The 11,661-nt window shown below is 48.0% G+C and carries 12 protein-coding genes and 1 riboswitch; all 12 genes read right to left on the bottom strand.

Going from position 1 to position 11,661, the window contains the following annotated elements:
- Positions 1–272: 272 nt before the first annotated feature.
- On the bottom strand, positions 273–1,151 hold the full coding sequence (locus LIZ87_RS05570; RefSeq protein ID WP_227145727.1) for a tyrosine-type recombinase/integrase: 879 nt from the start codon (positions 1,149–1,151) through the stop codon (positions 273–275).
- Between the two features lie 123 nt (positions 1,152–1,274).
- Positions 1,275–1,925, bottom strand: a complete 651-nt coding sequence (gene thiE / locus LIZ87_RS05565) for a thiamine phosphate synthase (RefSeq protein ID WP_178314232.1) — start codon at positions 1,923–1,925, stop codon at positions 1,275–1,277.
- A complete protein-coding gene (locus LIZ87_RS05560) occupies positions 1,912–2,847 on the bottom strand; it encodes a hydroxyethylthiazole kinase (RefSeq protein WP_227145726.1) in 936 nt (311 codons plus the stop codon). The genes thiE and LIZ87_RS05560 overlap by 14 nt, the downstream gene beginning before the upstream one ends.
- 181 nt (positions 2,848–3,028) lie before the next feature.
- Positions 3,029–3,559: an energy coupling factor transporter S component ThiW gene (thiW, locus tag LIZ87_RS05555; RefSeq protein ID WP_178314401.1), complete on the bottom strand. Its 531-nt coding sequence runs from the start codon at positions 3,557–3,559 to the stop codon at positions 3,029–3,031.
- A 132-nt stretch (positions 3,560–3,691) separates the two neighbouring features.
- On the bottom strand, positions 3,692–4,999 hold the full coding sequence (gene thiC / locus LIZ87_RS05550; protein ID WP_227145723.1) for a phosphomethylpyrimidine synthase ThiC: 1,308 nt from the start codon (positions 4,997–4,999) through the stop codon (positions 3,692–3,694).
- Positions 5,000–5,082: 83 nt separating this feature from the next.
- Positions 5,083–5,191: riboswitch (TPP riboswitch) on the bottom strand.
- Between the two features lie 87 nt (positions 5,192–5,278).
- The gene (locus LIZ87_RS05545; RefSeq protein ID WP_227145722.1) at positions 5,279–6,094 is read right to left on the bottom strand and encodes an HpcH/HpaI aldolase family protein; all 816 of its coding nucleotides are present in this window, start codon (positions 6,092–6,094) and stop codon (positions 5,279–5,281) included.
- Positions 6,095–6,130: 36 nt separating this feature from the next.
- On the bottom strand, positions 6,131–7,420 hold the full coding sequence (locus tag LIZ87_RS05540) for a TRAP transporter large permease (RefSeq protein ID WP_227145720.1): 1,290 nt from the start codon (positions 7,418–7,420) through the stop codon (positions 6,131–6,133).
- Positions 7,421–7,945: a TRAP transporter small permease gene (locus LIZ87_RS05535; RefSeq protein ID WP_178314397.1), complete on the bottom strand. Its 525-nt coding sequence runs from the start codon at positions 7,943–7,945 to the stop codon at positions 7,421–7,423.
- Between the two features lie 30 nt (positions 7,946–7,975).
- Positions 7,976–9,064, bottom strand: a complete 1,089-nt coding sequence (gene dctP / locus LIZ87_RS05530; RefSeq protein ID WP_227145718.1) for a TRAP transporter substrate-binding protein DctP — start codon at positions 9,062–9,064, stop codon at positions 7,976–7,978.
- A gap of 31 nt (positions 9,065–9,095) precedes the next feature.
- A complete protein-coding gene (locus tag LIZ87_RS05525; protein ID WP_178314393.1) occupies positions 9,096–9,560 on the bottom strand; it encodes a YhcH/YjgK/YiaL family protein in 465 nt (154 codons plus the stop codon).
- Positions 9,561–9,572: 12 nt separating this feature from the next.
- On the bottom strand, positions 9,573–10,223 hold the full coding sequence (locus LIZ87_RS05520; protein WP_178314391.1) for a bifunctional 4-hydroxy-2-oxoglutarate aldolase/2-dehydro-3-deoxy-phosphogluconate aldolase: 651 nt from the start codon (positions 10,221–10,223) through the stop codon (positions 9,573–9,575).
- A gap of 232 nt (positions 10,224–10,455) precedes the next feature.
- Positions 10,456–11,340 carry a LysR family transcriptional regulator gene (locus LIZ87_RS05515; protein WP_178314389.1) on the bottom strand — a complete coding sequence of 295 codons (885 nt, stop codon included), beginning with the start codon at positions 11,338–11,340 and terminating at the stop codon, positions 10,456–10,458.
- Between the last annotated feature and the right edge of the window lie 321 nt (positions 11,341–11,661).

The following is an 11,661-nucleotide window of genomic DNA, read 5'->3' as shown; positions in this document are numbered from 1 at the left end:
GGCGATAAATGTAGAAAAGTCCGAGCTCTCGCTCGGGACTTTGTCTACAGTCTGAGGGCTGCTAAAGCAGCCTCCATAAATGCATTTTAAGCCAAAAAAACGCGGATATTTTCCCATATGGAAAACACGGCGTTCTTTTTCGCTGCCCGCTTTCCAATAGGACTTTACAAATTGATTGAATTTTAGAAAAAATGATTGAATTTTAGATGTAATAGTGATACTATAACTTTGTATGTACTAGTCAATTTATATTTCTTTTGACATAATCTACATTATGTCCGGGCACAGATCGTGATGCCTCTATTCCCAGCTTTCCCATTAACAACAAAACCCAGCTCCAGCTGTCTTTGAAATGCTTCCTTGCTGCTGATCATGGTATAGCGTCTGGTTGTTTCCACACTGCTGTGCCCAAGATAATCCGCCAGCCGGATCAGATCTTTTTCCCTCTCATAATAACAACGCGCAAACAGATGGCGCAGATTATGGGGAAATACCTTTGTGGCTGCCACATTAGCCGCAGTACAAAGCTTCTTCATACCAGCCCACACATATCTCCTATCTACTGGTTTTCCTTTACCTGTTACGAAAATGCTTCCATGCTCAATCTTCATCTTCCGGCAATAATCCTTCAGCAAAATTGTCAGAGAGCCCGACAGAAGAATTACTCTCTGCTTTCCTTTGCAGCTGATTTCCACAAGCTGGCTTTTCAGGGCCTCCACTGTGATATACTGAAGCTCACTGACTCTGATCCCTGTGGATGCTATGGTCTGAAGAATACAGCTTAGCTGCGTCCTTTTCTCCTTTTTTGCTATTTTTACCAGATTTCTATACTCCTGAAATGTCAGCTCACGGGATTCCTCCCGAAACAAGCGCCTCTGCATACGGCAGATATTCACACAGCACTCCGGCCTTTCCATAAACCGAAGGTAGCAGTTTAAGGCAACCAGCATAGAGTTTACACTGGAGGTCATATATTTTTTCTGGAGATATTCCTTGTACAAGAGCACCTGTGCTTTCTCCCAGCTCTCCATTCCTACATACTCCAGAAAATGCCTGGCATCCCTCACATACTTATCAATTGTATTCCTGCTTTTCTCCCTGCTGCGAAGCCATTCAGCAAACTGCTCCAAACTTGTTTCCTGTTTTTCCATCATCGGAACCCTCCTTATATAATGTCTGCCATATCCCTATGGTCTCATTATAGCGTGCCCCATTTTCGGAAGCAAATTCGGGTCTTTTTATGAAATTGGCTTTTTATAAAGAGCGATAACAGGCTACATGGACAGATTATCTTCCATCCGCTTTCTCAGCTTTCTTGTCGTCCCCTCAATATCCTCTGCTGCAAAGATACCAGACACGATCGCCGCTCCTGCGGCCCCGCTTCCAGCCAGGCCATTTATGTTGTCCAGGCATATCCCTCCGATTGCCACTACAGGTATGGAGACAGCCGTACAGATGGATCTGAGCATTTCCATGGTCATGGGTTTTGCGTCTGCTTTTGTGGATGTCCCGAACACGGCTCCGCTTCCCAGATAATCAGCTCCCTGCTCCTGGGCTTTCAGGGCCTGCTCCACGGTCTTTGCCGTAACTCCTAATATGCGGTCCGGCCCCAGAAGCTTCCGGGCCAGCCCTGCATCCATATCCTTCTGTCCCACATGGACTCCATCTGCATCGCAGGCAAGGGCGATGTCCACATCATCGTCAATGATCAGGGGAACACCGTAGGCTTTTGTTAATCTGCGGATCTCACAGGCTTCCTTTAAAAATTCTTCGGACTTTTTGCCTTCCAGCCCCTTTTCACGAAGCTGCACCATGGTGGCACCTCCCTTTAGGGCTGCTTCCACCTGCTCATAAAGGCTCATTTTCCCTGTCCACGCCCTGTCTGTCACTGCATATATCAGCAGCTGGTCTCTACTGAACTTCAATTTTTTTCCCTCTTTCCAGCATTTTATCATCTAATGTGCTCATACAATCCAAAAGGTGCATGCGGAAGGTCCCGGTTCCGCCCTTTGCGGCTGCCGTTTTCTCATAGGCCAGCTCACCGCAGAGGCCGTGGGCGCATACCGCCATAACGGCTGCCTTCTCATAGAACAGGGCAGACGGTTCCCCATCCTCCCTGCAGGCTTCCGCTCCCAGAAATGCTCCCAGCACACCGTCCAGCATACATCCGCTCCCCGTTATCCGCCCCATAAGGGGATGACCGTTCTTAATACGGTACACGTGCGCATGCCCTGCAACCAGATCTTCCTTCCCTGTCATGATGATAACAGAACCTGTGAGGGAGCGCAGGGAAACGGCAGCCATACTGCTTTCGCTTTCATGCATATGATCCGGCTCTGCCAGCAAAGCCCCTTCACGGGCATTTCCTGCTGCTTCAGCTGCATCCGCTCTGCAGGTGCTTCCCGGCTCCGTCACCGCATCCACCCCGCAGGTATTTCCCGGCTCCAGACCCCTTAAGGCCTGCTCCAGAGCCGCGATCTCAGATACATTTCCGCGGATAACAGCAGGCCTTACTTCCTCAAGCACCCGCAGCACCGCCCTCCTCCGAAAGGAGGAGGCCGTGATGCCCACCGGGTCCAGGACAATAGGATGGCCCAGGGACATGGCCTTTTTTCCAGCCAGTATCATGGACTCTGCCGTCCATTCTTCCAGGGTTCCCATGTTAAGCACCAGGCTCTGGCAGATGGAGGTCACGTCCTCCACCTCGTTCCTTCCCTGGGCCATAATAGGGGAACCGCCTGCAGCCAGTACCATATTTGCCACATCTCCCGCTGTTACATAATTCGTTATGCAGTGTACCCTGGGAGCTGATTCCCGCAGGCCATGCATCCATTGTCTCTGTATCATTTTCTGTGTTCCCTCTGTTATTTCAGGTAACTATTCAGCCATGCGGCAATTTGTGCGGGAATATGCGTTGCAAGCTGGCTTGCATAAGCATATTTCTGTACAAATTGATATATGGCAGACAGCCAAAGCTTCTTGTTTTCATGCTTTTTGAAAACAAGAAGATGGCATGGCTGAATCGTTACTATTTCAGCCTGGCGGCCTCTGTTTCTGAATCCAGCATATGCTTCAGATACAGGAATACTCCTGACTTGCAGAGCACTCCCATTAAAAACGCTGCAAATATTGTACCACACAATGTACTCATAAGGAAGGGCATCACGTAGGCAAAAACGGCTGCCTCCTTACCCATGATAAGGGTGGCGACCGGATAGCACAGCAGGCCTCCCAGGATCCCGGTGCCGAACACTTCTCCTGCATAGGCCGCCCACAGCTTCCCTGAAAGGCGGTAAAGCTCTGCTCCTACGTATGCTCCCACCATACTTCCCGGAAAGGCCAATAAGCTTCCTGTCCCCATAAGGTTGCGGATCAGGGACGTGCAGAAGGCCATTGCCACACCGTACATGGGTCCCAGAAATACGCCTGCAATGACATTTGCAAGATGCTGGATCGGGAAGCATTTGGATGCCCCGATGGGGATCGAGAAGGTCGACAATGACACAGCCACCGCCACCAGCATGGCACTGACAGCCAATTTCTTCACATTCATTTTCATAATAAACCTCCATGCGCCCGGTTGCCCAACGCGCCGCCGCGCCATGAAAGCCTGGCGGGCGCACCTGGCATACCTGCTTTCGTGCCGCCTACCCGGCACAGGATTTTCATAGTAACTGCCTTCGCACTGTCATCATTCATCATAAATGCTGACGATCTCTCCGTCCAGTATACGGTTCATGTTCTTTACTGCACAGAAATTTCCGCACATGGAGCAGGTATCCTCCTTCTCCGGCTTTGCGGAAGCCCTGTACCTGCGGGCCTTCTCAGGATCCATGGAGAGCTCAAACATCCGCTCCCAGTCAAGCTGCTTGCGGGCCGTGCTCATTTCATAATCCCAGTCTGCTGCTCCCTTGATGCCCTTTGCGATATCGGCTGCATGGGCTGCGATCTTAGAAGCGATGATACCCTCCTTCACATCATTGACATCCGGCAGGCGCAGATGCTCTGCTGGTGTTACATAGCACAGGAAGGAGGCTCCGTTTGCCGCTGCAATAGCGCCTCCAATGGCTGCGGTGATATGGTCATAGCCCGGAGCCACATCCGTCACCAGCGGGCCAAGTACATAGAAGGGTGCGCCCTTGCAGATGGTCTGCTGCACCTGCATGTTCGCTGCGATCTGATTCAGAGGCATATGGCCCGGTCCCTCGATGATGACCTGTACATCCTTCTCCCAGGCCCTTCTTGTAAGCTCTCCTAAGGTTACAAGCTCCTCGATCTGGGAAATGTCCGTTGCATCTGCAATACATCCCGGACGGCAGGCGTCTCCCAAGCTGAGGGTCACATCATACTCACGGCATATCTCCAGGATCCTGTCATAGTGTTCATAGAAGGGGTTCTCCTGGCCTGTCATCTCCATCCATGCAAAAATGATGGAACCGCCTCTTGATACAATGTTTGTCAGGCGCTTTGTCCTCTTGAATCGGTCGGCAGTCTGGCGGTTGATGCCCACATGGATCGTCATGAAATCCACGCCGTCTTCTGCGTGCATTTCCACAATTTTGATCCATTCCTCGGAGGTGATCTCCTTTAACGGCTTGTGGTAGTAGACCACAGCGTCATAGATCGGCACAGTGCCAATGATCGCAGGACACTCAGCAGTCAGCTTTCTCCTGAATTTCTGTGTGTCTCCCCAGGAGCTTAAATCCATAATGGACTCCGCCCCCATTTTTACGGCGTCATTTACCTTCTCCAGCTCCATATCCAGGTCCTTGCAGTCCCTGGAGGTTCCCAGGTTCACGTTGATCTTTGTCTTTAACATGGAGCCGATCCCGTTAGGCTCCAGGCATTTGTGGTTTTTATTGGCAGGGATCGCCACCTTTCCTTCTGCGACCAGCTTCATAAGCTCACTGGCATCAAATTGTTCCTTTTGGGCTACCTTTTTCAATTCCTCTGTGAGAATCCCTTTTCTGGCAGCATCCATCTGCGTGGTGTAGTCCATCATTTTTCCTCCTTTACGATACGCCTTAAACCAAAAATGGCCCATACCCCGCAGGGCATGGACCATAACACAAACAATGCTGGCATTGCACATCCATATTTCCCTACGTTGGCATTACCCAAATCAGGTACAATAGGTCGAAGTTCGATTACTTCCTCTCAGCCTGCTTCACAAGCTCCCTGTTCGTCATAAGCATAGCACCGGGAAAGGCGGATGTCAATGAAAAGATCCTCTCAAAGCAGAAAAATCGATCTGCTGCGTCAGGGCTTTCGTACGCCCTTATCTGTTCGCATCATCTTCTCTGCTGGGAACCACTACGCTGTTGTAGATCCCCTTCAGTGTATTGCGGAAATTGGTGATGTCATTCCTCAGGATCGCCATTCTCAGACCATTTTCCTTCATCTCTTTCATACGCTCATAGGTTGGCGGTGCAACCGGCCCCATTAATGGAATTCCATGCTCCTTTGCCGCCTTATAGAGCTTTTCAAATCTTGTCTTTACTTCCGGCATGTCCAGGTTATAGCAGTCCGGCTTGCCCAGGGCCAGAGAAAGGTCAGAAGGCCCTAAGTTGACCATATCAAGCCCTGGCACAGACAAGATTTCTTCCATATTGTCAAAGAACTCCGGATCCTCTGCCAATGCCACACACAGGGTATTTTCATTGGACCACTTGATAAAGTCCTGATAATTGTAATCCTCATCGCATCCATAATGGGCAGCTCTCACATCGCTGCATGCGCCTCTCACACCATAAGGCGGGAACTTTGCCGCACGGACCATCTGGCGGACGTCCTCTGCAGTACGGCAGTGTGGAACAACAACCGCATCCGCACCGAACTCAAATGCCTGGCGGATCATGACCTCATCATTTGCCTTTACACGGCATACAACACCAAGTCCTGCTTCGTTTGCAATCGCGATCAGATCACGCAGCTCAGATGCAACAGGAACCGGAGTATGTTCCGTTTCAAGAAAAATGAAATCAAATCCACAGTAACCGATCATTTCAATGATCGCTGCGCTCTGGGAAAATACTCCCATGCCGCATAATGTTTTTCCCTCAGCCAGCTTCTTTTTGATAATATTCTCTCTCATACGTTTTCTCCTATCAATCAAAATGTGTGATAACAATTAAAGCAATAAGTTCGGAAGGAATGTAACAATTCCCGGAATAAATGCTACTAAAAATACAAAGATTACTAACAGCCCGATCATAGGCAGCAGCTCTTTTACAATATTTGCAATCTTAACGCCGGAGACAGCAGAGGTAACAAACAGAAGCTGTCCGTAAGGCGGCGATACCATTCCGATCATAACATTGACACAATACATTACTCCAAAATGCACCAGGTCAATTCCAAACTGGTTCACCAGAGGAAGAATGATCGGAAGAAATACCAATGTGATCGTATTTGTCTCAAGGAACATTCCCATGATCAGGAACATGACATTAATGATCAGCAGGAATACATATTTATTTGGTGCAAAATTCAGTACAAAGCCGGAAAACAGTACCGGGATCTTCTCATATCCTGCAATATACTGGATCATTGAAGCACAGCCGACTGTGATGACTACTGTACCGATTCCGATCGCCGTATCCTTTAAGATCTGAACCAGGTCCCTTAACGAAAGGGCTCTGTATACTACATAGGATACGATAAGCGCATAGATTCCTGCAATGGCTCCTGCCTCTGTTGGTGTCACTACACCTGTATAAATGCATCCTAAAAGGATCACCGGTGTCAGCAGCGCCGGAACCGCACTGATGGTATAGGAAATAAATTCCTGCTTCGTAAGCACCCTGCCCATAGGGAAATTTCTCTTTTTCGCAATAGCAAAGATATATCCGCAGAGGATCAATACCATGACTACCGCTGGTATCATACCACCCATAAAGAGCTTTCCTACCGGAGCACCTGACAGGGATGAATACAGCAGCATGGTAATACTGGGCGGAAAAATAGGGCTCAGGATCGCAGATGCCGCGGTGATCGCACAGCTGAATCCGCCGTCATATCCCTTTTTTCTCATCTCAGTGATCTCCATATTTCCCAGACCAGAGGCATCTGCCGTTGCAGAGCCGGACATACCTGCAAAGATCAGGGATGCCACTACATTGACATAGGCAAGTCCGCCTCTGTGCTGTCCTACGATCGCATCGCAGAAATCAAAGATCTTACTTGTGATCTTTCCGGCATTCATAACATTGGCCGTAAAGAGGAACAGAGGGACTGCGATCAGAATATAGTTGTTATAGTACATACTGAGTACGTTCGTTGCCACCAGCTTTAAATTCTGTCCTGTATGCAGCATGTAAACAATGCCCATTGACATCATTCCTATGCCCAGCGGAAGCCGGAAAATCATAACCACTGCGAGCATGGCAAAGAAAAGAATTACGCCTGAACTAATGCCCATTTAATTTTCCTCCTTTCCGTTGTCCTTAAGCCCCTCAAAGCCTCCGGCCTCTTTTAAAAGCCTGATATCCTTCAAAAGATCCCTCAGTGCATAGAGCATGACACTGACAATAAACCAGATCATGGGCGCATAGTAGTATTTTAGCGGCACCTTCAGCGCAGTGCTGATGGTACGGAGGGATATCAGATACCGGCAGGTAGGCAGGACCAGGATTGCAAATGGAACAGAAATCAACAGATTGCTGATCACCCGCATCCACCACTGTGCCACCGGTCCGAGGAGATCATAGACAATGGTAAACCTTACATGCCTGTCCTTTCTCATCACATAGGAGGCAGAAAAAAGCACGGTCCATATATAGCAGGCCAGCTCCACGTCCGTGCTCCACAGGCACGGATCGCCAAGGATATACCTGGAAAACACTGCCCAGAAGAATGTTAAAAACAGGATGGAAAAGGCTGAGATCGGAATCCAGAGTTCTACGATATTGAGGATTTTATCCATCATATTTTCTTGTTTTGACATCTTATCGTCCTTTCCACTCAAGTGACTCTGCTAGTTTCCGGATGAGATGATGGTATTATAGGTATCCATATCCCAATCCTTTGCTTCCTCGGATGCGAGATAGAATTCGCGTGCATAGGTTTTAAACGCCTCCACATCCGGCGTCTGGATGCGGATTCCACGTTCTTCACATTCCTTTAAAATATCGGCTTCTTTTGCCTGAACTGCTGCATCATTTTCCTTCACTGCCTCCACAATGACCCTGGTCAGCTCATCCTTCTGCGCATCATTCAAGGCATCCCACACATCACCTGCTACGCAGACCAGGTTAAAGTTATATTGATGACCAGTCAGCACGATCGTCTTCGTAACCTCCTGGAGTGCATTTGCATAGGAGGAGATCATATTGTTTTCCTGTGCTTCAATCGTTCCTGTCTGCATGCCCAGATATACCTCATTGGAATCCAGACTGGTCGCAGAAACGCCAATGGACTGTCCCATTTTTACCCAGGAAGCACCGTTTGGCACACGGCAGAGTATGCCCTTCAGATCATCCGGAGTCCGGACATCCTTGTCCTTTGCCAGCCATACATTTCGTGTGCTCAGATCAAAGGAAGTGATCGGCCAGAAGTGGAATTCATCATATACCTTCTGTGCAAATGTCTTTCCGGTCTCGCTGTAAGGATCAAAGAACTCTGCGATCTGCTGCGGGCTGTCAAACAGATATGTCATGGAATACATGTCGCACCAAAGAGCACCGTTATCATACAGATAAGAGGTCGGCAAAAATGCGATATCCACATCATGATCCATCAAAGCCTGAAATTCCTCGCTGGATTTAAACAGAGTAGAGTTGTCATAATGGGTAAATTCAAACATTTCATTTCCCTCTGCGGCTTTCGTGATCGCCTCCTGCAGCATCTGGGTGGGGCCGCCGGTCACCTGGGATGTGGTGGTGACAAGCGTCAGTTTTTCAATAGAAGGGCTGCCGCTTTCCACATCATTTCCTGCATCCGCTTTCTGTTCCGCGGCTGCCGTTGTCTGGCTAGTATTTGATGATCCGGTATTCCCCGAACCACAGCCTGCAAGCATCAGGATTCCCATCATAGCTACCATACCAAAGCAAGTTTGTCTGATCATTTTCTTCATTTCGTAATCCCCCTTATTTTCTTTAGATAAGATCCATATTAACCTTCACAACTACTTTTTTGATCTTTGCCGGTTCTTCCACCATCAAGCCAGGCCTGTGGATATCTTCCGGGAACAGGACCAGATAGTCGCCGCCTTTCAGCGTGATAAATGTTTCCTCCTTTACAGAATCAAAAAAGTAAATATCATTCTGCTCTTTTGATTCCGTTATGGTATCCTGGCCCACATCCGGTGCAACACCATATGTTTCTTCTCCTGTGCAAAGATACTGGATATCCAGATATTGCTTGTGCACTTCTGCCCGTCTTTGTCCAATGGGGCAGGTGGTGATCTCCTGGACCAGTGCATAGATGTCTTTGCCCTGGATCGGATAAGTTCCTACCTCCATTTTTGTAAAATCTTTGGACTTCAGATACTCAAGTGCTGTTCTGACTGCTTCTGGATATTTCTTCAGATCGTCATTTGCGCGAAACGATGAATATATCATATACCTCCTCCTTTATGATGCCTTTTTGATTGCTTCAACAAACTTCTGCGCTTTTTCTTTAATTCCTGCATAGTCCCCTGCGTTTACTAATGCATCCGGAAGCATTGCCTTTGTTCCAAAGGCTTTGACCCCTGCCTTTAAAAATTCGGGAATGGTTTCTGTACTTACATTGCATGTGATCTGGAGAGGAATGTGGCCCAGCGGACCTTTTAACATCTGTATATAGTGGGGCTCTTCAACAACATACATCTTTACCACGTCTGCTCCTGCTACATAGGCGTTATGGACTTCCGTAGGTGTCATAGCACCTGGGATGCACACCATTCCCAGTTCTTTTGCCCTTCGGATGATATTCTCATCCGTACACGGGGAGACGATCATCTCTCCACCCATTTCCTTCACAAAATCCACCTGTTCAACGGTAAGAACCGTTCCGGCTCCCACATAACCGTCTTCGCCGACCACCTGCTTCACAGCCTCAAACTGTTTTTGAAACTCTCCCTTTATATCCCGGCTGCTCTGGTTTAGGCAGACTTCAAAAAATTTTACGCCTCCTTCTTTTAATGCTTTTGCCACATCGGCTGCTTTCTCTGCAGGTACGCCTCTGAAGATCGCTACCAGCTTTGCCTCCATGAGATCCTGTACAGCATTTCTGTCTTCCATATCTTTTCCTCCTGAAAATAGAACTTATAATTCACGTGAATGATTTTTGATCTCTGTCTCAAATCTGATTCTATTATAATATTGCACAAACATTTTTACCAATTCTTAATAATCATTGAACATTATCACAAAAACTTATTGCAATGGAAAATTGTGATAAAGAGCTATTAGAAAAACTTATCGCAATTTCAGAAAAAGAAAAGAGACTGCTATGACCGCAATCTCTCTCAGACTATTCTGCATTTGTTAATAATTCCATAAAACGGTGTACAATAGGGTCCTCATCCGTGCCCTCGTTATAGATCACCACCAGATGCCGGAGCAGCTTCGGCTTCATTGACAGGAAATAGTACCCTGTCTTATCTGTCAAAAGACTCTCCGGCAGATAACTAATGCCATTTCCCTGGCTCACAAATTTCAGAGTAGACTCGACATTGCCTATTTCCATCGCAATGATAGGGCGGATATCATGCTGCTTTAATGCCTTGTCCACCATGGTTCTTGTGGTCGATCTGGGAAGAGGAAGGATCAGCCGCTCCCTCTTTAGCTGTGTCCAATTCACTTCATTTGGGCAGAATTCCAATCCTTGCGGATGCCAGCCTTCCGGCGCAACCAGCTTTATCTCCTCACATTTGAGTACCTTGTGCGGCAGCGGGAGCATTTGAACGGAATCGCAGGTAGTGATCGCAAATGTCAATTTCTTCTGCATCAATTTTTCCAGAAGTCCGTCAAAGTTGTCCTCGATCGCATGGATATCGATATCCTTATATGTCTTCTGCAGATGCCCGGAAGCAACCAGGAACCGGTCCATGCCTTCATGGGAGGAAATACCAATGCGGTAATTTTTCTGAGAAACATTTGCGATCCTGGCGATCTCTTCATATGCTGCTTTTTTGATATCCAGCATTTCTTTTGCTGCCCGGATATAAACTTCTCCTGCCCTTGTCGGAATCATTTCACGAATATTCCTTGTAAACAGCTGACAATTTAATTCCTTCTCCAATTTCGCCAGCGTCTGACTGAGGGTGGACTGGGAAACAAACATTTTCTGAGCTGCCCGCTGCATGTTCCGTTCATTTGCGATCTCTAAGATGTACTCTATCTGCCGTGTGTTCATGATCATAACTCCCCAAATAATACTCTGTAAATATTTCACATCATATCAGATTTTGCCGTTGCTGCCAAGGGGAAGGGCATGTAAAACCTTTCGTTTCCGCAGTTTGCGCTGGGCCTGCCGGGAGGAGGGCTGGGGCGACTTTGCAGGACCTTAGAAGTGCTTAGGCAGCTGGTTTTTTCGTTCAGAGCCGAATCAATGATTGTTTGAGCGCAGCGAGTTTCTTTGATTCGGCTCTGGCCTTTAGAAAAAAACAGGTGTCTTAGCACTTCTTAGGTCCGAAACCCGGAGCCTCCAGCCCTCCTCCCGGCAGGCCCAGCGCAA

Origin of the sequence: Lacrimispora sp. 210928-DFI.3.58, from assembly GCF_020554865.1 — a bacterium.
In the GTDB taxonomy this organism is placed as follows: Bacteria; Bacillota; Clostridia; order Lachnospirales; family Lachnospiraceae; genus Enterocloster.
The sequence above is the reverse complement of the archived record's forward strand: the minus strand, read 5'-3'. Positions and strand labels throughout refer to the sequence as shown.

Bases quoted from the DNA above. Each gene is read 5' to 3' on its own strand.
- LIZ87_RS05525 (WP_178314393.1), bottom strand. From the start codon at position 9,560: ATGATATATTCATCGTTTCGCGCAAATGACGATCTGAAGAAATATCCA.
- thiW (WP_178314401.1), bottom strand. From the start codon at position 3,559: ATGAAAATGAATGTGAAGAAATTGGCTGTCAGTGCCATGCTGGTGGCG.
- LIZ87_RS05515 (WP_178314389.1), bottom strand. From the start codon at position 11,340: ATGAACACACGGCAGATAGAGTACATCTTAGAGATCGCAAATGAACGG.
- LIZ87_RS05545 (WP_227145722.1), bottom strand. From the start codon at position 6,094: ATGAGAGAGAATATTATCAAAAAGAAGCTGGCTGAGGGAAAAACATTA.
- LIZ87_RS05520 (WP_178314391.1), bottom strand. From the start codon at position 10,223: ATGGAAGACAGAAATGCTGTACAGGATCTCATGGAGGCAAAGCTGGTA.
- dctP (WP_227145718.1), bottom strand. From the start codon at position 9,064: ATGATCAGACAAACTTGCTTTGGTATGGTAGCTATGATGGGAATCCTG.
- LIZ87_RS05560 (WP_227145726.1), bottom strand. From the start codon at position 2,847: ATGATACAGAGACAATGGATGCATGGCCTGCGGGAATCAGCTCCCAGG.
- LIZ87_RS05535 (WP_178314397.1), bottom strand. From the start codon at position 7,945: ATGTCAAAACAAGAAAATATGATGGATAAAATCCTCAATATCGTAGAA.
- thiC (WP_227145723.1), bottom strand. From the start codon at position 4,999: ATGGACTACACCACGCAGATGGATGCTGCCAGAAAAGGGATTCTCACA.
- LIZ87_RS05540 (WP_227145720.1), bottom strand. From the start codon at position 7,420: ATGGGCATTAGTTCAGGCGTAATTCTTTTCTTTGCCATGCTCGCAGTG.
- LIZ87_RS05570 (WP_227145727.1), bottom strand. From the start codon at position 1,151: ATGGAAAAACAGGAAACAAGTTTGGAGCAGTTTGCTGAATGGCTTCGC.